The sequence below is a fragment of the Sporosarcina sp. Marseille-Q4943 genome (assembly GCF_943736995.1).
GTDB lineage: Bacteria > Bacillota > Bacilli > Bacillales_A > Planococcaceae > Sporosarcina.
On the sequence record NZ_OX031157.1, the window covers coordinates 534,073 to 555,660 of the forward strand.

At 44.8% G+C, this 21,588-nt stretch carries 19 protein-coding genes; 6 read left to right on the plus strand and 13 right to left on the minus strand.

Annotated features, from left to right (window positions below):
• The first annotated feature begins 10 nt into the window (after window positions 1-10).
• The 5 genes from NIT04_RS11495 to NIT04_RS11515 all read left to right on the plus strand — a co-directional run bounded on the left by NIT04_RS11495 (window position 11) and on the right by NIT04_RS11515 (window position 5,133).
• On the plus strand, window positions 11-1,114 hold the full coding sequence (locus NIT04_RS11495) for an ABC transporter ATP-binding protein (protein ID WP_252503741.1): 1,104 nt from the start codon (window positions 11-13) through the stop codon (window positions 1,112-1,114).
• A complete protein-coding gene (locus NIT04_RS11500; RefSeq protein ID WP_252503742.1) occupies window positions 1,107-1,931 on the plus strand; it encodes an ABC transporter permease in 825 nt (274 codons plus the stop codon). Before NIT04_RS11495 ends, NIT04_RS11500 begins: the two co-directional genes overlap by 8 nt.
• Window positions 1,915-2,715 carry an ABC transporter permease gene (locus NIT04_RS11505; protein ID WP_252503743.1) on the plus strand — a complete coding sequence of 267 codons (801 nt, stop codon included), beginning with the start codon at window positions 1,915-1,917 and terminating at the stop codon, window positions 2,713-2,715. The genes NIT04_RS11500 and NIT04_RS11505 overlap by 17 nt, the downstream gene beginning before the upstream one ends.
• Entirely contained in the window at window positions 2,712-3,785 is a 1,074-nt protein-coding gene (locus NIT04_RS11510) for a PotD/PotF family extracellular solute-binding protein (RefSeq protein WP_252503744.1), read from the plus strand. The genes NIT04_RS11505 and NIT04_RS11510 overlap by 4 nt, the downstream gene beginning before the upstream one ends.
• 190 nt (window positions 3,786-3,975) lie before the next feature.
• On the plus strand, window positions 3,976-5,133 hold the full coding sequence (locus NIT04_RS11515) for an MFS transporter (protein WP_371922580.1): 1,158 nt from the start codon (window positions 3,976-3,978) through the stop codon (window positions 5,131-5,133).
• A 39-nt stretch (window positions 5,134-5,172) separates the two neighbouring features.
• On the opposite strand, the gene NIT04_RS11520 is transcribed toward NIT04_RS11515, so the two are convergent.
• The 12 genes from NIT04_RS11520 to NIT04_RS11575 all read right to left on the minus strand — a co-directional run bounded on the left by NIT04_RS11520 (window position 5,173) and on the right by NIT04_RS11575 (window position 20,472).
• On the minus strand, window positions 5,173-7,770 hold the full coding sequence (locus tag NIT04_RS11520) for a VWA domain-containing protein (protein WP_252503746.1): 2,598 nt from the start codon (window positions 7,768-7,770) through the stop codon (window positions 5,173-5,175).
• On the minus strand, window positions 7,754-9,520 hold the full coding sequence (locus tag NIT04_RS11525) for a BatA and WFA domain-containing protein (protein ID WP_252503747.1): 1,767 nt from the start codon (window positions 9,518-9,520) through the stop codon (window positions 7,754-7,756). The genes NIT04_RS11520 and NIT04_RS11525 overlap by 17 nt, the downstream gene beginning before the upstream one ends.
• 14 nt (window positions 9,521-9,534) lie before the next feature.
• On the minus strand, window positions 9,535-10,407 hold the full coding sequence (locus NIT04_RS11530) for a DUF58 domain-containing protein (protein ID WP_252503748.1): 873 nt from the start codon (window positions 10,405-10,407) through the stop codon (window positions 9,535-9,537).
• Window positions 10,407-11,399 carry a MoxR family ATPase gene (locus tag NIT04_RS11535; protein ID WP_252503749.1) on the minus strand — a complete coding sequence of 331 codons (993 nt, stop codon included), beginning with the start codon at window positions 11,397-11,399 and terminating at the stop codon, window positions 10,407-10,409. The genes NIT04_RS11530 and NIT04_RS11535 overlap by 1 nt, the downstream gene beginning before the upstream one ends.
• A 22-nt stretch (window positions 11,400-11,421) precedes the next feature.
• Window positions 11,422-12,936: a hypothetical protein gene (locus NIT04_RS11540; protein ID WP_252503750.1), complete on the minus strand. Its 1,515-nt coding sequence runs from the start codon at window positions 12,934-12,936 to the stop codon at window positions 11,422-11,424.
• A gap of 13 nt (window positions 12,937-12,949) precedes the next feature.
• Complete coding sequence (locus NIT04_RS11545; protein WP_252503751.1) at window positions 12,950-13,804, minus strand: ABC transporter permease; 855 nt, start codon at window positions 13,802-13,804, stop codon at window positions 12,950-12,952.
• Window positions 13,805-13,806: 2 nt separating this feature from the next.
• Entirely contained in the window at window positions 13,807-14,736 is a 930-nt protein-coding gene (locus NIT04_RS11550; RefSeq protein ID WP_252503752.1) for an ABC transporter ATP-binding protein, read from the minus strand.
• A complete protein-coding gene (locus NIT04_RS11555) occupies window positions 14,733-17,147 on the minus strand; it encodes a hypothetical protein (RefSeq protein ID WP_252503753.1) in 2,415 nt (804 codons plus the stop codon). The genes NIT04_RS11550 and NIT04_RS11555 overlap by 4 nt, the downstream gene beginning before the upstream one ends.
• Window positions 17,148-17,227: 80 nt before the next feature.
• A complete protein-coding gene (locus NIT04_RS11560) occupies window positions 17,228-18,118 on the minus strand; it encodes a LysR family transcriptional regulator (protein WP_252503754.1) in 891 nt (296 codons plus the stop codon).
• Entirely contained in the window at window positions 18,105-19,592 is a 1,488-nt protein-coding gene (locus tag NIT04_RS11565; RefSeq protein ID WP_252503755.1) for an MDR family MFS transporter, read from the minus strand. Before NIT04_RS11565 ends, NIT04_RS11560 begins: the two co-directional genes overlap by 14 nt.
• Before the next feature lie 88 nt (window positions 19,593-19,680).
• Window positions 19,681-20,118, minus strand: a complete 438-nt coding sequence (gene cbpB / locus NIT04_RS11570; RefSeq protein WP_252503756.1) for a cyclic-di-AMP-binding protein CbpB — start codon at window positions 20,116-20,118, stop codon at window positions 19,681-19,683.
• Window positions 20,119-20,235: 117 nt separating this feature from the next.
• Complete coding sequence (locus NIT04_RS11575; protein WP_252503757.1) at window positions 20,236-20,472, minus strand: hypothetical protein; 237 nt, start codon at window positions 20,470-20,472, stop codon at window positions 20,236-20,238.
• 85 nt (window positions 20,473-20,557) lie between these two features.
• On the opposite strand from NIT04_RS11575, the gene NIT04_RS11580 reads away from it, so the two are divergent.
• Window positions 20,558-20,788 carry a hypothetical protein gene (locus NIT04_RS11580; RefSeq protein ID WP_252503758.1) on the plus strand — a complete coding sequence of 77 codons (231 nt, stop codon included), beginning with the start codon at window positions 20,558-20,560 and terminating at the stop codon, window positions 20,786-20,788.
• An 11-nt stretch (window positions 20,789-20,799) separates the two neighbouring features.
• Here NIT04_RS11580 and fadH read toward each other — a convergent pair whose 3' ends face one another.
• Complete coding sequence (gene fadH / locus NIT04_RS11585) at window positions 20,800-21,558, minus strand: 2,4-dienoyl-CoA reductase (protein WP_252503759.1); 759 nt, start codon at window positions 21,556-21,558, stop codon at window positions 20,800-20,802.
• Window positions 21,559-21,588 lie beyond the last annotated feature (30 nt).

The following is a 21,588-nucleotide window of genomic DNA, read 5'->3' on the forward strand; positions in this document are numbered from 1 at the left end:
AAATACCAAAATGACAAATCAGCCGATTATCCGTTTTGAGAATGTCATGAAGAAATACGGCGATGGAACGACCGTGTTGGATAATGTCTCATTTGAATTGGAGCGCGGAAAGTTTTACACATTATTAGGTCCTTCCGGTTGCGGAAAGACGACAATCCTACGATTGATAGCAGGGTTTATCGAGCCGACGGAAGGATCGATTTACTTCAACGGCAAAAAGATCAACAATGTGCCGGCGAATGAACGTCAAGTGAATACAGTATTCCAAGATTACGCGCTTTTCCCCCATTTGAATGTATATGAAAATATCGCATTCGGGTTACACATTAAAAAGGTGAAAAAAGATGAAATCGATACGCGGGTAAAAGAAGCATTGAAATTCGTCAACTTGGCCGGCTATGAAAATCGGGAAATTACGGAAATGTCCGGTGGGCAACGGCAACGGGTGGCAATCGCTCGTGCCATCGTCAATGACCCTGAAGTGATATTGCTGGATGAACCGTTATCTGCACTCGATTTGAAGCTGCGTTCTGAAATGCAATACGAACTAAGGGAGTTGCAACAACGACTTGGCAAGACGTTTGTCTTCGTCACACATGACCAAGAGGAAGCGCTCGCCATGTCCGATGAGATCTTCGTCATGAATATGGGCGCGATCCAGCAATCGGGCACGCCTCTTGATATTTATGACGAACCGATCAATCGATTCGTAGCCGACTTCATCGGTGAATCGAATATTGTATCCGGCCGGATGATCGAGGATTATGTCGTTGAATTTACAGGGAAACGATTCGATTGTGCTGACGCTGGTCTTCAACCGAATGAAAAAGTCGATATCGTCCTTCGACCAGAAGACTTGGAAATTACGACAGTCGATAAAGGGAAATTGAATGTGACGGTCGATACACAACTGTTCCGTGGCGTCCATTATGAACTGTCGACATACGATCAGGACGGGAACGAATGGCTCGTCCATTCCACGAAGAAAGCGGAAGTTGGAGCGAAGATAGGTCTTGATTTCGATCCTGAAGACATTCACGTCATGGGGTTGAACGAATCGGAAGAGGATTACGATGCAAGGCTCGAATCCTATGGAGCGATTGCCAATGAATAATAACCGCCTGCGTTCAGTCTACTCGGTCCCCTATGCAGCGTGGATCCTATTGTTCGTCCTGGCACCAATTGCATTAGTCGTCTATTATTCTTTTTTCGACTTGGCAGGCAACTTCACGCTCACGAATTACCATAACTTTTTTTCATCCGTTTATCTCAAATTGACGATCAGCTCTTTCTGGTATGCATTCCTTATTACATTCTTTTCTTTGCTGATCGCCTACCCGACGGCGTATTTACTAACGAAAACGAAGCATAAGCATCTATGGCTTCTGCTTATCATTATCCCTTCGTGGATTAACCTACTGCTGAAAACATACGCCTTCATCGGACTAATGGGGCTATACGGTCCGCTGAATGCGTTTTTGGAGACTGTCGGAATCGGCAAGCAGCAAATTTTGTTTACGGACTTCAGTTTCGTATTCGTTTCCGTGTATATTTTTATTCCGTTCATGATTTTGCCGATTTTCAACGCACTCGACAAATTGAACCCGGCCTTGATTGATGCGTCACGTGACCTCGGTGCAAATTCCTGGACGACTTTTAGAAGGGTCATTTGGCCATTGACGACGAACGGAGTGAAATCAGGCATTCAAGTTGTTTTCATTCCAGCATTATCGTTGTTCATGATTACTAGGCTCATTGCCGGAAATAAAGTCATTACGCTCGGGACAGCCATTGAACAGCAGTTCCTAGTGACGCAAAACTGGGGAATGGGCTCAACAATCGCCGTCTTCCTCATTGTTTTCATGTTCATTATCATGCTAGTTACGAATGGAAAAGAAAAGGGGGCGTCGGAAAATGGAAAGAATAGGTAAACTCCCTAAGCTGTATTTAGCGATCGTATTCATTATCTTGTACGCCCCTATTTTCTATTTGATCTTTTACTCGTTCAATTCGGGCGGTGGAATGTCCAATTTTGAAGATTTCACTTGGGAGCATTACGCGGCAGTTTTTGAAGACAAGCGATTGATCATCATCGTTCTCAATACAATTATCATCGCTCTGCTTTCCGCTCTATTAGCAACGACAATCGGGGTCATGGGAGCTTTGGCCATCTATTTCATGCGCAATAAAAAAATGAGGAATGCAGTCCTTTCTTTAAATAATATTTTGATTGTAAGCCCTGATGTAATTATCGGGGCATCATTCCTCATCTTGTTTACGATGATCGGTGTGAAGCTGGGGTTTGCCTCCGTACTCATTTCCCATATTGCATTCAGCATACCGATCGTCGTCATAATGGTATTGCCGAAGCTTGCGGAGATGAATACTTCATTGATAGATGCCGCACTGGACCTCGGAGCGTCACGAAGAGATGTGATGACGAGGGTCGTCTTGCCTTTTATTAAACCGGGGATATTCGCTGGATTCTTCCTCGCGTTGACATATTCGCTCGATGACTTTGCCGTAACCTTCTTCGTGACAGGAAACGGTTTCTCGACATTATCTGTTGAAATTTATTCGATGGCAAGAACGGGCATCAGTTTGACAATCAATGCCCTATCAGGATTGATTTTCATCGTCACGGTCGCTTTAGTCCTCGGTTACTATGCGATTAGCCGAAAATCGAAGACTCCTCTAGCGGGGGTGAAAAAATGAAATCCATTATTCAATCAGCAATCCTGATCCTCATCGTTTCTGGTATTTTGCTCTTCATTAACGCAGAGTTGAATAAAGGGAGCAAGTCCGGTAAAGGGATGATCACAGTCTACAACTGGGGAGAATATATAGACCCCGATCTAATCAAGCAGTTTGAAGAAGAAACAGGCATCAAAGTCATCTATGAAACATTTGATACGAACGAAGGAATGATGAGTAAAATCGAACAAGGCGGCACATCGTATGATATATCCGTCCCTTCGGAATACATGATTGAAATGATGAAAGAAAAGGATCTCCTGTTGCCGATCGACTATAGTAAAATCCCGAACATAAAGCATATCGATCCTTACTTCTTGGATTTGGCATTTGATCCTAACAACAATTATTCTGTCCCCTATTTCTGGGGTACAGTAGGGATTGCATTCAATCCAACGTTGCTTGAAGGACAAACATTCGAAAACTGGGACGATCTTTGGGATCCTTCGTTGAAGCAACGTGTCATCCTTGTCGATAGTGCACGGGAAACAATCGGCATGGGTCTGAACTCGTTAGGCTATTCTCTGAATTCGACCGACCTCGATGAACTTCGAGAAGCGACAGATAAACTGAAGGCATTAAGCCCGAATGTGAAAGCTGTCATCGGGGATGAAGTTACCCAGCTGATGGTCAATAATGAAGCAGCCGTAGCGCTCACATGGTCAGGGCAGGCAGCTGATATGATGTATGAGAATGAAGATATCGATTATGTCGTTCCCGAGGAAGGGTCGAACTTATGGTTCGATAATCTCGTCATTCCAAAAACCGCGAAAAACATTGACGGGGCGCATGCATTCATTAATTTCATGCTCGATCCTGAAGTGGCGGCACAAAATGCCGATTATGTAGGTTATTCTACTCCCAATTTATCAGCGCTTGACTTGATGGACCCCGAAGTTGTCGAGGATGAGCGGTTCTATCCGGACGAAGAGACGAGAAGCCACTTGGAAGTGTATAAAAATTTAGGACTCGAATTATTAGGCGTCTATAATGAACTTTTCCTGGAATTCAAAATGGATATGAAAAAGTGATTGACTATGCCCTTAAACCGTTTACATGGTTTAAGGGCGTTTAAATGTATAAGTACTTTTATTCGGAGGTCTTTCCGTTAAGTGTTGTCGTGCTTCTATGGTAAAATGTTTCAATAACACGAAATAATAGTAAGGGGGCGGATTGCCTTTGGCGGAGAAACAATCGAATAATTTGGCTTTATACATACTGATGTTCAATATGTTCATCGCTATGGCGGGCATTGGTCTAATTATCCCAATCATGCCAGAATTTTTAGGGACGTTCGGTGTCGCCGGCAAAGTACTCGGATTCCTAATCGCAATCTTCTCATTCGCACAATTCATCTTCTCGCCATTTTCCGCCGATTTATCCGACCGGCACGGAAGAAAGAAAATCATCATTGTCGGTTTATTCATTTTCGGATCTTCACAGCTTGCGTTCAGTTTATCGACAGAGATTTGGATGCTCTTCGTTGCCCGATTCTTTTCAGGTATGGGAGCGGCGTTCATCGTTCCTCCTATGATGGCGTTCGTCGCAGACATTACAACATTGGAAGGCAGAGGCAGAGGGATGGGGCTGTTAGGGGCATCTATGTCACTTGGTTTCATGATCGGTCCTGGAATTGGCGGGTTCCTATCTAAAATCAGTCTCCTCTTTCCATTTTATTTTGCCACGGGGGCTGCCGTATTTGCGGCAATTCTTTCTATTTTTATTTTGCCTAATCCAACACCGTCCATTTCGTCAGGTGAGATCCTGAAAAAGCCAGAAAACCTATTTAAGCAATTGAAACGGTCAACGAAAACCCCTTATTTTGTCATGTTGATCGTCATGTTCGTCTTTTCATTTGGACTGGCGAACTTCCAATCGACGATCTCTTTGTATGTTGACCATAAGTATGCATATACCCCTTCTCAAATTGCGGTGTTGATAACGGTCGGCGGCTTTGTCGGCGTTATTGTACAGACATTCGTCATCAACCCGTTGTTTAAAAAGTTCGGAGAAATGCGTGTCATCCTTTTCAATTTGGTCGTTGCAGCCGTTTCAATGTTAGCCATTCTGTTCGTAGATATTTTTTGGACAATTCTTCTCGTCGCGACAATTTTCTCAACGGCGACTTCCCTGTTGCGTCCAGCGGTCAATACGCTCGTCTCGAAGCTTGCGGGCGAGGAACAAGGATATGCGGCCGGGATGATGAATGCTTATATGAGTTTAGGAAATATGGTCGGCCCAGCGCTCGCCGGATCCATTTTCGATATTAATATTACATTCCCGTATTTCTTAGGCACTGCCATTCTCCTCATCTGTTTTGTAATTGCAGGGACCTGGTCCAGAAAACACACACTCCTTCTCGATTCGACAAGGACATGAAAAACCCTTATCTCCGTAACCATTGGAGATAAGGGTTTTCTATCGCTTCCTTTTCGCTTTCAATAATTCAGCGACGTGGTCTTCTGTTTTACCTGCCGGTGCCGGTTGTTCGTCAACCTTCATTTTTCGATCGAGCAAACTTGAAAACATGCCGAAGCGGCGTAACGTAATATCGATGAAAAACAAAATCATCGCCATTAGAATGAGCCAATCCGCAATCGGCTTCCGATCACCGCTTTTATATGGATGTGGGCGGAAGACTTGCGCAGGACCCTCAAGATGCTCGCCGCCTGTCCGCTCGGCAATTTTCTCAAGCATTGCGACATTTGGTTCTGATGGCTTGTATTCCATACTATAAGGGACTGATACACCCGCTTCGAACAATCCACCACTATCATCGGCAACACCGAAGAAAACAAGACCTGGATCAGCTTCCAATGTGACCCTCACTTTTCCTGGCGCCAATGGTTCCGACTGGTATGGCACCTCATTCCCTTGCTCATCTACAATTGCAATTTCCAAAAACGCCGACTTCCTGGAACTGTCGGTAATCGTATACGTTCCGCCGCGATCATGTGTGATCAGATATGGAACGTCTTCAAAAGACGGTAGCAAACGTGCAACCGCTGTGTTCCAGAAGTCTGCATAGCCTTCCCATCTCGCCAGGTCTCCCGACCATTTCCCCGTCGAATCGGATGTGAACGCGACCGTGCGACCGAGTCCATACATCCATTCAGCAATGACAGGATCTTCCTTAGGGCTTTGTGCCACGATTGTCGCAGTGCCTTTAGGAGTCGTTGCAATATAGGCATTCATCTGCGGTACGCCTTCTCGGAAGATGGACGTCCACTCTGGAACATTGCTTAATGAAACATAGAACGGATCATCTTCAATATATGTTCTCGTCAGCATCGATGTTTCTCTTGTCAATATAGCGGGAATCGTCGACTCGTCAACAGCATTGTAAAACCTGCCTCCACCCAAATCCGCCAATTCCTCCAATAGCGCGCTATCCGCATCAGTTCCGATGGCCACGGTTGATAACGTGACATTCGTGTTTTTACTTTCCGCTATAATATCTTCATAATCCGGAGGCATGGAAGATTGGCCATCCGTCAACAGGATAATATGTTTCCTTTGAAGCTTCAAATCACCTAAATCTTCATAGGCTTTGGCGACAGAAGGGAAAATATCAGTTCCTCCCCCAGCAGGAATTGACAAGATCTGATCCATCGCGTCTTGCTTATCCTGTAAAGGTCCGACCGGAATGACCTCCCAAATTTCATGGTCAAACGCCGTGAACCCGAAAGTATCCTCATTACGAAGCAACTCAACCGCTCTTGCGGCAGCTTCCCGCGCAATGACGATTTTTGACCCGGACATACTTCCAGAACGGTCCATTGCAATAACAAGTCCAAGGGACGGAAGCTGCTCTTTCCCTTTCACTTCCATTTCAACGGGCAATAAACGCTCGATCGGTGACTTGAAATAACCTCCCAATCCATAACTTTCATCGCCCCCGACCATCATAAATCCAGTCCCGAAGCTTTTAACAGCCTGCTCGATGACTGTCATTTTATGCTCTCCGACGAGATGTCCCGGCACATTGTCAAAGATGATTGCCCCGTATCCTAAATATCCCGATAAAGTTTCCGGCAATCTTTCCGCATCCACTACGTCGACTTCCATCGCGTTCCGGTCGAGCAGAGACGGGATGACGGATGGGCTCCGCTCGGTCTGAACGATCAGCACTCTTGGGGATTGCTCAAGCATCGTTACGGAAAGCATCCGGTTATTTTCAAGGAGTCCATCATCAGGCACAATCAGCTTTGCCTCATACTTCAGGAGTCCTGTTCCCCTAGCTTCATGATGAAATGCAAATTGATTTGCCCCTTCATCCAAAGCAATCGGTTCACGAATGATCTCCTCGTCATTTAAGTAGACCAACAACTGGCCAGTAGTTTGGGTGGATGACTCGACCTCTACTCGTAATAACTGCCTCTCTCCTTCAAAAGCAGTTCGAGGCGTCTCGAATAATGAGATGGATGCATCCGCTTCATTCGTTCGCCTCAGTACGACCGTGTCAATTTGAACAAGACCATTTTCATATTTCGGCAACAGTTCTTCGATAGACCCTTCCGTCTCAAGCCCATCAGACAATAAGACGATTCTGGTCGCTATATTCGCTTTTGCCACAGCGGCGGATAAATCAATCGCATTTGCGATATTCGTCGCACCATTCGATTCGATTTGATCCAATTTCGGCATTTCAATTTCGGTATCAGTTAGTCTACTATCCGTCCGGAACGTTCCGGCAAATGAATAAATGCCGACGGATTGATTCTCTTTTCTAGCCTTCAAACTCTCCGCGATCCATTCTTCCGCTTCACGGCCCGCCTCTTCAACGGAAACGGATCGATCGACGACGAAAATGATTTGCTCCTCATTGTCAGGCAACAATACATAGGGAACGGTGAGGGCGAAAACGATACAGAGGATCACCAAGCTCCTTAAGGCATAGAGGATTGTTCCCTTCTGTACGAACCGCATGTTAGAAGTCTTCCAAGCATACGCCATGTAAAGAGTTATCGGTATGAGCACCAAAAGCCATAACGGCTCCTCAATTCGGATATCCACGTCGTCTCTGCACCTCCCACTCTATCAATAAAAGAAGGAGGACGGGTAAAAGGAATAGCCATCCGATCATTTGCTTGCCTTCTTCTTTTTCTGTATCTTCAGCTGAGCCGGATCCTAGTTTATAACTGGATCCAGAGGCGACCAATTTCTCATCAGGATCCAACTGAACAGATAAATAGCTTTCCGTTCCGTTGTCGATCAGCTTATAAATTCCCGGTTTTGCTGGGGCAACAAAGTTTTCACCTGCCTGATAAGTTGCAACGTATTTATCATCGATTGTAAAAATCTCTATCCCTTCCGGTCCGCTTCCCGTCAACAGAGCTTTCCTTTCATTCGGGGTGAACGTTCCGGCAATATCGCTTCCGGACCGCAACATTTCCATCGAACTCCAAAAGAATAAAGGAAACGACGGGTGCAACGGCCAATCCGTTAAACCGATATCCGTCAAGATGACGATATCTCCTCTCGGTGAACGCTGGATAAACGGTTTGCCTTCGATGGTCGCCAAAGTCGAAAACCCTTCAAATGGTGGATAGAGAGCACTTACATATACATTATCGATTGAAGCGATTGAGAATAGTGCATCGTTCGATGATTCCACCACGCCTGAAACCGGCTCGGTCTTCGAATCATTTCTGCCAATCAATAATATCGGCTCTGTCCCTTCCTCCAAAAAGGAAGTCTCATTCGTCACAATCATTGCATGGTCCCTTGCTGAGGTCATTTCATTGACTGACCCTGAACTGACAGTGAGTCCAATTGCATCAAACGCTTTCTTGACCAATTCATGCAGTTGGCTGTCGACAATCACTTCTGAGGATTCATTACCGATCACGATAAATGCATCATTGTCTGTTGCATAATCATCTTCCACTTCCATGCGCACATGGAAAGCCGGCAGCTCCGGTAACTCCTTGAATGAAAGGAGAGTGTCCGCTTCTTCTTCAACCGAAAATTCCTGTTCAGCCAATTTATCGCCCGTCAACCCATTATTGACAATCACTTTGCCTGTCTGTTCAGTAGTTGTTTGATTAGAAAGCTTAACGATGGCCTCTGTGCCACCTGCTGTATGTATGGCACCGAATTTCCCGATAGCGATATTGTCTAAAGGACTTTCATTGTTATGGATCCTCCAGGTGATTCCTTGTTCACTCTCCATGAATATTGAACGATCAAGGTAATCGGTGAAAATATGGACGTCCGCTCCAGCTTGCGAGGCGATTGATCGGACAAAATCGAGCGAACGTTCAAGATGCTCGTGTTCATAATTCAATTCAAGCCTGTCAATTGCGTCCGCAATAAGACGCTCATCAGTCTCTTCCCGAAGCAACAGTGCAGGCTCCTTCCCTGTCGTAATGATTGAAACGGATTCACCCGCAAACTCTTCCACAATTGAGCGCATCTTAACTTTACTCTCTTCAATTATAGAAAGTTCACCAACTTTAGCTGCCATGCTTGCAGAAGTATCCACGATGAATACAGTATGACTGTCAGCAACAGTGTCCTTCGGCAAATAAGGTCGAAGCAAGATGAAAAGCAATAGCAACAATGCCGCCATCTGTAAATAAAATAAGGCATTCCGTTGTAAATTTTTCAAGTAAGGCGAAACCTTTGTTTCCCTCATCGATCTTTCCCAGAACAGAGTGGAAGAGATTGTTGTCGTCACGTACTTCTTTCGGAAAAAATAATAGAGAAGGACGGCCAACGGGAAAATCGCCGTCCATAAATTACCGATTTGATCAAACCCCACTTAGCCGTCCCCTTTCAACGCAACCATCCTACATGTCTCATTTTTTTCGTAAAACAATCCATGGCCCCTTCCGAAACTTCCGTGCGTAAAAGCTGGATTCCATATTTTCTCGCCAATGCCGCCAGTTCTGCTTCGTGTTTCAACTTTTTCTCTTTATATTCTTTGACAATTCTCTGGTTCATCGACACTTCTACGGCCGATCCACTTTCCACATCGACGAGACGGACATCTCCTTCATACGCAGGAAGCTCTTCCAACGGCGAGTGGACAGTCAAAATTCGAATATCCTTGCAAACACCCGGCAATCTTCTGAACAACCGCTCCCACTTTTCCAACTCTTCCAGTCCATCAGTAATAATGAATAAGACAGTCATCGCCTTAGGGACATGCTTTAATAGCTGATCTGCAAATTCCCCTGCAAAATCCGGTTCTTGCATTTGTGACACATATTTTGAGAATGAAGCCCTATGCAATGCACCTTTCTTCCGGAAGAAGTAACTTTTGTCAGAAGACCAAGTTGAAAATGAAACAGTGTCTCCACTTTTTAATGCGATATGTCCTAATCCGATAGCCAATTGACGTGCAAAATCCCACTTTCCATCCGTCCCCATCGACTTTGTGGAATCAAGAAGTATATGTACCCGCATTTCTTGTTCATCCAAAAACTGTTTAATGAATGGTTTATCCGTACGGGCGAATACATTCCAGTCGATATGGCGCAAATCATCACCCGGGTGATATTCCCTGAAATCCGAAAAGTCCAATGAAGTCCCGGTTTTATTGGAACGATGTGTCCCTTTATGATGTCCGAGCCTTCTTGCTCTTGAAATGATGGATAACGATCCTAATCGTTTGGACAATCGATCGGGGAAGAGATCCTCTCTCATTAGACTTGCGCTCCTTGGCGAATGTCCTCCAGCAATCGATCGATTAGTTTATCGACATCAATTCCTTCCGCTTCCCCCTCATAATTAATAAGGATACGGTGTCTTAATGTCGGTTTGGCAACAGTTTTAATATCAGCAATGGATACATGGAAACGTCCAGCCATGAGCGCCCTCGCCTTTGCCAACCGGATAATGGATTGTAATCCACGGGGACCGCTTCCATACTGGACATATTGATTCCAATCATCTTCCGCGCCCGTCCTGTTATGCGTCGCCGATACTAAATCAACTGCATAATCCATCATTTCATCCGCGATGACAACAGTTTTCGCCATTTCTTGGGCTAGTATAATTGTTTCGCTATCCATCACTTTTCGAATGGCTACGTTATTCGGTCCGGTCGTCCGCAGCATAATTTCCTTTAATTCTTCCTTACGCGGATAAGGAAGCAAAATTTTACATAAGAAACGGTCCATTTGCGCTTCTGGCAGTGGATAAGTTCCTTCCATCTCAATCGGATTTTGAGTGGCCAGAACGAAAAATGGCCTGGACATCTTCCGGGTTTCGCCAAGTACAGTAACGGTTTTCTCACCCATTGCTTCAAGTAAAGCACTTTGTGTCTTCGGTGTAGCACGGTTAATCTCATCTGCCAAAACCATTTGGCTAAATATCGGTCCCTCTTTGAACACAAACCGCTGAACCCCTTCCGGATTCCGCTCCAAAATGCTCGTTCCTGTAATATCTGCAGGCATGAGATCGGGCGTAAATTGAATACGGGAAAAAGACAAGTCCAGTACTTCAGATATCGTTCGAATGAGCATCGTCTTTCCTAAGCCGGGCAGTCCTTCCAATAAGGCATGCCCATCAGCTAAAATGGAATATAATGAAAATTCAACAGCTTCCTGTTGGCCTACAATGAATTTCCCGATTTCTTCCCGTACTTCTGCTAGCTTACTGCTCATTTCTTCAAATTGTTCAGGTGAAAACGACATTTGCACATCTCCCATCCATTAGTCATTCAATTGATGAAAAGTAATCGGAGAGGACTCGCTGTAAATCCGCAGGGAGATTCATCTTATCCGCCCCTTTCAAATAGGCGTCTTTATAGCTTCCGACCACTTCTTTATATGGCCGTAATGTTCCCCTTTCAACAAGGCCTTCACGTTCATTTTCTTCGATGAATTCCCCTTCCCCAAGCTCACCGCCTACTACAGAAGGATCATTATAACTGCCAATTCTATCGAATGGGATTGAAAGTAGGTTCCGTCCACCTTGACCGGTTCCTGCTCCAGATCCTTGTCCTTGTCCTTGTCCTTGTCCTTGTCCTTGTCCTTGTCCTTGTCCTTGTCCTTGTCCTTGCCCTTGCCCTTGCCCTTGACCCTGGCCTTGACCTTCTTCTTGACCTTGTCCTTGACCTTGACCTTGACCCTGGCCTTGACCTTGACCCTGGCCTTGACCTTGGCCCTGACCTTGGCCCTGACCTTGACCCTGACCTTGGCCTTGGCCTTGACCCTGGCCTTGACCTTGGCCCTGGCCTTCTCCTTGACCTTCTCCTTGGCCTTCTCCTTGATCTTCTTCTTGGTTGCCCTCATTAGCGCCGGATTGTGATGATCCCGTGCCAGGCTTCGCATTGGAGCCAGTTTGACTATTGCTTGCTGCAGGTGGAGTTCCGGCACTGGCCAAAGCCGGCAAAGATGGGGCTTTGCCTATTTTATTCAATGCACTTTGGGCTTTCCCTGCTTGCTGTGCGAGCTGATCAACAATTGATTGAAGTTCTTCAAGTTCCAATTCTTCGGAATCGCTCAAGCCTTCCTCAGTAGCATTCTTCTTTTCGGTCAATCGTTGCTCCTTCAGCTTGAACTCCTTTTGCTTCTTCACTAATTCCCTTAATGTTTCCTCGGTCGTTTTTGTCTCTTTCAGTTTCTCAGCGAGCTCAGCCAATTCTTTTTTCTGCTCAGGTGTTTTTTCCTTCTTTACTAGTTCGGCTACTTCCTTCTTCAATTCTTCGATAATTTCCTTTTCCTTTGCGACAGCTTTCGCTTCCTGTTGCGCTTCAGAAGGGAATATGAGCAGCAAGAAGGAGCAAGCGAGCAATAATAGAAAGCCGACGAGCATTTTTTCATTCACATATTTTTTATCCCGTTTCTTGAATTGAGGATAAGCAATGTCCATCGCTCTCTCCGCCCGTTGCACAATCGCTTGTGCAAAGTCCGACTGATTCACACGTTCATCCAAAGCGGTCACGAGTAAATTGTCCGGTACATAGTGATCCAACATCCAGACGGCTTCGTCTCGGCGGACGTTCTTTATGAACAACACAACGACTGTTGCAATGATGGCTATTACAAATATCCAAAAGGCAATCCATTCATAGTGAGGCAATATGAACAGTCTGGAAGCAGCAAGGAACAATGTGTACAACAAAGCAGTCATAAAAAGCCCCGCTTGCAGCATATGGACGGATCGCTCGATTCTTAATGATCTCAATGCTTTTCCGACATATCGCTGTAATGCTGTTTTCTCTTCCATCTGTCTCACCCCATCATTTTAATCTTTTCATATTGACTCGAAGTTTTTTCACAGCAATGAACAGTGCCAACACAGTAATGATTCCATAAAAAATCAAATAGCCAGCCCAAATCGGAAAATCGATGTTCGTCATCTCTGCGATCGACCGATCCAGTTCTGGCGATAGGAATGTTGCAAACAGAACCGCCGGATTAATGGATGCTAAAAACTGGCCGAGATATGAAGGGGATGTCACCGGTGTTCCTAAGGTCCCCATATGGTTAAATGCTTTCATTTGTATGACAATGATTAACAAAAAACCAGTTACTACCGCTAAGAATAGCATCGTGCCATAAGTTGCAATCATGGAAACAACAGTTCTTCGTATTAGTGTCGAGAACATGACGCCAATACTACCGATGGCTAGCAATGTAACGAACAGGAAGAGGAATATCTTTATGAAATCGCCAGGGGAAATCCCCCCGAACAGAAAGACTAAACTGTAAACAGGAAGACCTGCCACAATGAGCAACAATAGAAAGGCCACTGATGATAGCATCTTGCCCGAAATGATTTGAAAAGAGCTTTGTGATGTCGTCAACAAAATCGGCAATGTCTGCTTTTCCCTTTCCGAGCTGATCGCCCCTGCTGTCAAGCCAGGAGCCGTAAACAATACGAGCCCTAGTTGGATATAGGAAAGGAATGCGAATAGGACAAAGCTTTGGCTTGGCCTGAAGTAGGAAGTCCCTGTCAAATTGACATTTAAAAATATATAACCGAAGACGAAAATGCACATTGCTAACAGAAAGAAAAGGATTCCATTAAAGCCTTTAAATGAGCGGAATCTCAGCTTCAATTCCTTAAAGAGAACCGGGTTATTAATATTCATTGTCAGTCGGCCCCTTTCGTTATTTCCATAAAGACATCTTCCAAGTTCGTCACATGCTCCGTGAAGGACACAATCTGTAAATCATTTAGAATCGCACGTTTAAGCATTTCGATCTGCCCCACTTCCTCGCCCCTGTAAATGAAGGAAATCCCAGCATCGCCTTCGAGCCTTTCAATCGAGGTGACAAATGGCTGTTCTTCGAAAAATGCAATCGTCTCTGCGATTTTTCCAGCTAAACGGACTGTTATCATTTTCTCGCCTTGCAGCTTTTGCTGTATTTCGGCAACTGACCCATGTGCTATCAATTTGCCATTGTCAATGACCCCGATTTCATCACACATCTCCGCCAATTCAGGCAAAATATGAGAAGATATTAAAATAGTTTTTCCCATGCCTTTCAACGTCTTTAAAATATCTCGCATTTCAATTCGTGCCCTCGGGTCCAACCCTGAGGCCGGTTCGTCCAAGATGAGCACTTTAGGATCATGAATAAGACATCTAGCCAGACATAATCTTTGTTTCATCCCACGGGATAATAGGTCTACATACGAATACCTCTTATGTGACAGATTCACCAATTCCAGCAGTTGAGGAATGAGTTTCTTCCTCTCTTCTTCAGGAATTCCGTAGCTTGCACCATAGAAATCAAGATATTCATCGGCTTTCAACTGGTCATACACTCCGAAAAAGTCGGGCATATAACCAATCAATTTTCGGATATCGGCAGGTTTTTCCCTCACGCTAACCCCGTTAATAATTACGTCGCCAGAAGTCGGCTGCAATAATGTGGAGATAATTAAGAACGTCGTAGATTTACCGGCACCGTTCGCACCGACAAAACCGAATACAGTTCCTTCATGCAACGTTAAATTCAAATCATCGAGCGCGGTGAATTGGCCGTACTTTTTCGTTAACCCTTTAATCTCAATCATTTTTTCACCTCGCCATGCAGCTTGATATGAGGAGCATACCCTTCATTGCCTCGTTGCTTATTAATGAACTCTAACTTGAATGTCACTTTTCCATCTTCCGTTATATAGTCATCTATCGAATCCAACGTCAATTTATTTTCGGATTCAAGCGGATCGTACGTTTTTGTTTTAGCATTCCATATTTGCAAAGTGTATAACTGCTTTTGTATTTTTGAAATGTCCATTGACTTCCACACAGATACTTTTTGCATCAAATCCTCTGGGACTTGCCACGTTTGAATGTACGTATCCTCATCAAAATAATACATATTCGCCGAATAACCAACCGGGTGGGCCGGAATGTTATTTATTTCGGATATGAGGTTCATTGTCATCATTTCAGGATCCACCGTAAAGTTTCCGCTAAACTCGACTTTTGGCGTGAACGCCTGCGACAGCAATGTTAAGGAATCCGTCGCCGCCTTTGTTTTTTCCAGTTCAATCGGAACAATCTTTGTATCCGTGTAGCCGATAAGTACTGGCTTAGAGTCGCTGCTCATAAAATCGCCTGAAAATGTAATGAGGTTATCTTTTCTCATTTTATCCAAGTCATCTGTCGTAGTAGGCATATGCCCCATATACATCGAAGAATTGGACGATAGTTTTTGGACCAAAGTTGAGGTTTTCAAGGTCTCATTCACCTTTATCGTTTCACCTGGACCTAAATCCCCTACTTGCATGCGACTCCTTCCCGACCAGACGGCAAGTTCTGTCACTGGGAATGGGAAATTATTTGTAATTTCACCTGTCAGTTGCTTGTCTTTAACTGTTAAGTTAATTTCGAAATTTCCGATTGGGTCTAACGTCGTTTGCCCGTAGACTGTCGCGACATCCCAGTAGCCAATATTCCGTAGGTGCAAGTTCGATCCTGTCGCACTTCTTTCAAGAACTGCCCGTTTATGTGAATTTGCCCCCATTGAAGAAGGTCCGAATAGCCCCATCGAATAAGGGGTGTATGTGGAGATTGTCGTTTCCTTCGGAGCAGAAAAAACAAAGTCTCCTGCCTTGTTCGTCAAAATCGACTCGACGAAATAACCGGTCAATCTGCCGTCCTGTTCAACATCGAATACAGATGTTTGTTGAAGTTGCGCTTGGCCGATCCGATCACGAGCGCCATAAGCAAAGATAAAGACGGATACCGCTAAAGAAATGGCAGGAATGATCCACCAAGCATGTTCCCGCTTGTCTTTCTTTTTTAAGATAATATACAAGACCGGAATGATAATAACGATGTAAAAGATGATCACACCGAATAGAAGCGGGGCGGATACTTTAAAAGACGGAAAAAGTTCATTCGAATTACCGACCGTCCACCGCAATGATTCCATCGGATCGTTGTAATACGGCATCATGCCGCCCGCAACTACTGACCGGCTCGACAAATCGAGTAATATTCTCCACACCGTTACGGCTCCTTGCATTTTGGAAAACGGTTCATCTCCTGCCGAAAAAGCAGTTTGCAAAACTAAACCTTTTCCAAGCGGCTTGGAAGCAGCAAGAATGTCCGCTCCTTTGGAGAAGACGATTTTTGAATCGGGATTCAGAGTTGCTGCGGCCACAGTGATTTCCTGATCAAAATCCTCTCTCGACGTCCATTCATTAAAAACTTCCGGGCTGATAGCCGTCTTTCCGTTGAACGCCAATGGCAAATGTTCTGCAAATATACCCGACTCCACTTCCAAGTGATCGGATCCGCCAAAAATGATAACGCCGCCCGTTCGGACCCAATCCAGAAGAGCTTGCTGCTCCCCTGCGGACATGTCTGCAATCGGATATTCATCCACGATGATCATATCCGTCGGCCCCCATCCGGCTGCCTCATCGGGCAACAATGCAATTTTGGAAACGTCGATCATTTGAGTGCTCGGAAAATTAGTTAACCGGATCCCTTTCAAGGCGGATAAGCGATCGATATTATCCGTGAAAGCTGTCATAATTTTCGTGTCGTCATGAAACATCGCGACAGTAATTTGTTGGGTCCCTTTATGATCAATTTCCTTGCCTGTTTTCCAACCTCCATCATAAAAAAAGATGGATTTGCCATTCATCCCATACATGTTGTAATCGAACATTTTTCGATTGATGAATGTCACTGTTTTCGTTTCGCCCGCCTCTATGTCCAGTGGAAAAACCTCTCCAACACCTGACTCATACGACTGTTGCATATCGATGACCATGTCGCCATTAAAAGCGCTTGTTCCGCTATTTTCAATTACGACCGTAATTGGTGCCCCTTTGCCGTATTTCGCTTTTCCGTCAAAGCCTGCAGTCACCTTCACTTTTAGCTCAGGCGCGGCTGAAGCATGGATCGCCGGCATGAATAAGCAAAATACAAATATGGCGATAATGATTCCCCATTGTTTCTTCCACATATACGATCCCCCCTATTGGCCACCGCCAATATTCTATGTACCTTCCTAATTAGTACGTAGTAATATTAGGAAAGTTCCATTTACTTCAATTCTTTTCTTAATTTTTCGGCATGGGAGGTAAGTACTTCGGTAAAAGCGCTCACTTGCTTCAGTTCAAAAGTCGAATCATACCCTATCAACCATGTATCCCTCGTCAATTCGAATTCTTCCTCGCTATTCAGCAAAGGGATTTTATTCACTTTCTCATCACCCGTCAAAGTGATGGACGGCAAAATCGCATAGCCGATTCCGTTCAATGCCAGCTGTTTGCAAGTTTCGATTTGATCGACCGTAATTTGCCTCTTTGGATACTGTGAGAAATGACGCTGCCACCATCGCTGGATTTCCATATAGTAATTGGAATCACTTTTAAATTGAATGAACGGACGCTCCGTACCCGTCAGTTCATTGATGGACGTGATTTCCTGATCGACCAAATAGAGCCGGTCCCTGAACAAGTAAGACTTTCTACTTTTCCAATCCACTTGACCTCTCACTATTCCGACATGCGCCTCACCTTCATACAGAGCTTTCACAATTTCCGAGCTCCACCCTGTCATCAATGAGATCTTCGCATCAGGATACATTCTTACGAACTCTTTCAATACTTGCGGCAACCATGTCTGACCGACGATTGATGCGCAAGCGATTTTAAGGGTACCGTGCACTCTATCTGCCAACGAAGCAATCATCTCGGCAGTTTCCTCTTTTTTTAAGATTGTCTCTTTAGCAAATGCAATGACAAGCTCGCCTGCTGGAGTAGGCTCCAGTCCTTTTTGGGAACGGATGAACAGCAATGTTCCCCATTCCTTTTCGATTGTCTGAAGACGTTGTGATAAGGCGGGCTGGGATAAAAAAAGCCGCTCAGCCGCCTTACGCATATTTCCTTCTTCCGCCAATGCTTTAATGATTTCCAATTCAGTTGTCGTCATGAAGAACCACCTTTCCCCTTGGTATCCGCAATATGAGCAACAGGCTGATGATAGCAAAGATGAGTACGGCTACATACACCCATTGCAAAGATCCATCAAGCGCTCGTTGCAGAATATTCATTTTTGAAGCATCCAATGTCGACCTCGACTCTTCCGTCAATAAAAGATTAATATCATTCACTTCATAATCAAGATTCCTTTCTCGGAATGATGACAAAAGAGATGCATTTAATACTGCACCAAAAATTGCTGCGCCGATCGTATTTCCGAAATTTCTCATGAACATATTCGCAGCGGTTGCAGATCCCCGCTGTTCACGGCTGACTGCTCCTTGAATCGTTACGATGAAGGAAGTGCTCGTCAAGCCCATTCCGACTCCTATAAAAAAGCTGGAAAACGCAGCCCATAAAGGACCCGAATCCCCATTCATCCAAACAAACATCAGTGCACCGATCACCAGAGAGATGCCACCTGCAAACGAAACTGCAAAAGTTCCGAACCTGATCAACAAATGCCCGGCGACAGAAGATGCAATCGGCCAACCAATCGACATCGCTGTCAATGTAAATCCGGCAATCATAGCCGTCTGTTCCATAACACCCGTCACATAAGTAGGCAAATATGAGGAGATGCCAATCAGAATAACGCCAGTAGTTAAAGAAACGAGATTGGCATAGAGGATTACGGGGTTCTTCCAAATGGAAAAAGGCATCATCGGATCTTCCGCCTTCCTTTCAATCCAAATGAACAACGTAAAGAGCCCCGCGCCTAAAATAATGAGGAGAAGACTTACTGAAGAAGACCTGCTAAAGGATTGTCCTCCTTCAACGAGCCAAAATAGGATGATTGATAAAGACGTCGTTAATAATGCGGCTCCCTTAATGTCAATAGCCACTTTTCTTTCAGTTGCAGGCTCTTGAAGAAAGAAATAAATCCCGAGCATTGCTAGCAAGCCTAGCGGGACATTTACCCAGAACACGTACTTCCAATCCCAATACTGAACGATCAAACCTCCGATAACTGGACCGGATACCGCAGAAACGCCCCACACACTTGATAAATACCCTTGGATTTTAGCGCGTTCCTCAGTTGAGTAAATATCCCCGACAATTGTTGTTGCGATCGGCATGACAGCCCCTGCCCCTAAACCTTGTATCAGTCTGAAAACAATAAGCTGCTCCATCGTTGACGCGAACCCACAAAGAATGGAGCCGATCAAGAATATAGATAAGCCTACGAAAAATACCGGCTTACGGCCAAACAGATCCGCCAGTTTTCCATAAATGAGAACAGTGACGGTACTCATAAGCAGATAGGCGGAAAATATCCAACTATATCTGGAAAAGCCACCTAGTTCTCCGGCAATTGCAGGCATCGCCGTCGAAACAATTGTCGCCTCAACAGCACCGACAAACATGGCTAGCATGACTGATATGAGGACAAGTGGACGATTTGTCTTTTTATGTATATTCATTTACATTCTCCTTTCCACCAAAAAAGCCGAGAAATAGCAAAAGGCCCCAAATGGAGCCTTCTATTCAAGGAAAAACCATTGAACAAAATTATTTCATGTAAAGATATTTTTTGAATTCCTTCAACATGACTCTTCTTGTCAGTATACCCGCAAATGTGCCATCTTCTTCAGTGACACATAAGAATGTGTTATTAATAAGCAAATCTAATCCTTTTTGAAATTTATCAGTTGTTATAATTGTAGGAATGTCAGTTTGCATGATGTGATCTACTCTCAAATCGGCAAGTTTTTCGTATTCGATCCGTTCCATGCCCAAGATTGAGTCTGTAATCATCCCAATCCCTAGCAATCCCCTTAGTTGGTTCTTAACGTCAATGACAGGTATTGCTGAATAACCGGTCTTCGTCAGGACTAGAAGGGCGTGTTCAGCGTTATTGCCGATTTGGACACATGCCACTTTCTCTGCAGGAATTAGATAATCTGCAATCGGCACCTGAAGAAAATCCCTGTTATTTACAGAAATCATTGAAAATCGCTCCTTCTGATCATAAGCTGTATACCAAATTCTACAATTCTATCATACCATACTAGTTAGTGAACATCCCATCGAAATATGAAAAAGGATGCATAAGAAAACCTCTTCCTAATTGGAAGAGGCCCAGTAAAAGAAAATGACAAACAGTATGAACAGCGCGGCCACACCGATTACCCAGATGATCGGGTTCAATGAAAACGGGTGGTCTTCTACTGCTTCCGGTATTCTATGATCCTGCTCATTAAATGATGTTGCAGCTATAGCATCCCATTTCCTGACTGCTCTCCATCCGATAAGGCCGATGATTGCAAAGACGATTGCTAACGGAAAAATCCATATAGCCATTATGGATACTACCTCCCCTATTGCACGAATTGGAATTAGGTTGTGCAAGTACGGAAAGATAATACTTGTAATAGGAATTTCATCGTTGATTTTCGTTTCAGGCGGACGCTTTCCGCGGGCACGGCTTCAGCCAATCGAACAGCGCAGGGTTCGATTTGTCGTATTTCAAGGTTTTTTGCAGACATTAAGGCATCCTGCTTCGGACAAAGATGTGCTCGTAACGCTACGCTTTTACTCGCAAAAGCCGTTCTTCGCAACGGCTTTCGCTGGAGTCGCCGCCCTTCACTTCAATCAACAAAATCTAAACCACTCATAGTATCAGATTACTTAAAACGGGTACTGATTCAGCCATTGCCCACCGTCGAGTGTGACAATTTCGCCGTTCATGTAGGAGGCTTTGTCTGACATGATGAAGGCTGCTAATTCGGCGATTTCTTCAGGCTTGCCTACTCGTCCGAGCGGGACAGAGTTAATCGTCCGCTTCACCGCTTCTTCCGATTGGAATAAACGTTCCGCTCCGCCTGTCCGCTCAATTGGGCCAGGTGCAATTCCATTCACTCTGAACCCAAACTTCCGTCCCCATTCGACAGCAAGCGTACGCGTCAATGACATGACTCCAGCCTTTGCGGCAGCTGAATGGACAACGCCTGGACCTGCATCCCAGGCATACGTTGCAAGCATATTCAATATGGAACCTTTTTGCCCTTTTTTGATCCAGTAGTTGCCGACTGCGCTCGTGCAATAAAAAGTCCCATTCAGCACGATATCGATCACGGCATTCCAGCCATTCGGAGAGAGCTCTTCTGCATGGACAAGGAAATTTCCGGCTGCATTGTTCACGAGACCGTCGATTTTCCCGAACTTCTCGTCGGCAAACTCGACCATGCCTTGTACATTTTCAATATTGCGCACGTCCATCTGATAAGTATGTGCACGTTCCCCGATTTCTCCCCGTGCAGCTTCCAAGCGTTCTGCATCACGCCCAGTAATAATGACATTAGCGCCTTCGTCGGCAAATTTTTTCGCCATGGATTTCCCCATTCCGCTAGATCCGCCTGTAACGATAATCACTTTGTCTGTAAACATGACAATCCCCCATTTCCAATGAATGAATAT

Coding starts and splice junctions, on each gene's coding strand:
- NIT04_RS11575 (WP_252503757.1), bottom strand. CDS start 20,472: ATGGCTATATGGATTTTTCCGTTAGCAATCGTCTTTGCAATCATCGGC.
- NIT04_RS11540 (WP_252503750.1), bottom strand. CDS start 12,936: ATGGAAGAGAAAACAGCATTACAGCGATATGTCGGAAAAGCATTGAGA.
- NIT04_RS11515 (WP_371922580.1), top strand. CDS start 3,976: ATGTTCAATATGTTCATCGCTATGGCGGGCATTGGTCTAATTATCCCA.
- NIT04_RS11560 (WP_252503754.1), bottom strand. CDS start 18,118: ATGACGACAACTGAATTGGAAATCATTAAAGCATTGGCGGAAGAAGGA.
- NIT04_RS11555 (WP_252503753.1), bottom strand. CDS start 17,147: ATGTGGAAGAAACAATGGGGAATCATTATCGCCATATTTGTATTTTGC.
- NIT04_RS11505 (WP_252503743.1), top strand. CDS start 1,915: ATGGAAAGAATAGGTAAACTCCCTAAGCTGTATTTAGCGATCGTATTC.
- NIT04_RS11535 (WP_252503749.1), bottom strand. CDS start 11,399: ATGTCGTTTTCACCTGAACAATTTGAAGAAATGAGCAGTAAGCTAGCA.
- NIT04_RS11545 (WP_252503751.1), bottom strand. CDS start 13,804: ATGAATATTAATAACCCGGTTCTCTTTAAGGAATTGAAGCTGAGATTC.
- NIT04_RS11500 (WP_252503742.1), top strand. CDS start 1,107: ATGAATAATAACCGCCTGCGTTCAGTCTACTCGGTCCCCTATGCAGCG.
- fadH (WP_252503759.1), bottom strand. CDS start 21,558: ATGTTTACAGACAAAGTGATTATCGTTACAGGCGGATCTAGCGGAATG.
- NIT04_RS11565 (WP_252503755.1), bottom strand. CDS start 19,592: ATGAATATACATAAAAAGACAAATCGTCCACTTGTCCTCATATCAGTC.
- NIT04_RS11510 (WP_252503744.1), top strand. CDS start 2,712: ATGAAATCCATTATTCAATCAGCAATCCTGATCCTCATCGTTTCTGGT.
- NIT04_RS11530 (WP_252503748.1), bottom strand. CDS start 10,407: ATGAGAGAGGATCTCTTCCCCGATCGATTGTCCAAACGATTAGGATCG.
- NIT04_RS11495 (WP_252503741.1), top strand. CDS start 11: ATGACAAATCAGCCGATTATCCGTTTTGAGAATGTCATGAAGAAATAC.
- cbpB (WP_252503756.1), bottom strand. CDS start 20,118: ATGATTTCTGTAAATAACAGGGATTTTCTTCAGGTGCCGATTGCAGAT.
- NIT04_RS11550 (WP_252503752.1), bottom strand. CDS start 14,736: ATGATTGAGATTAAAGGGTTAACGAAAAAGTACGGCCAATTCACCGCG.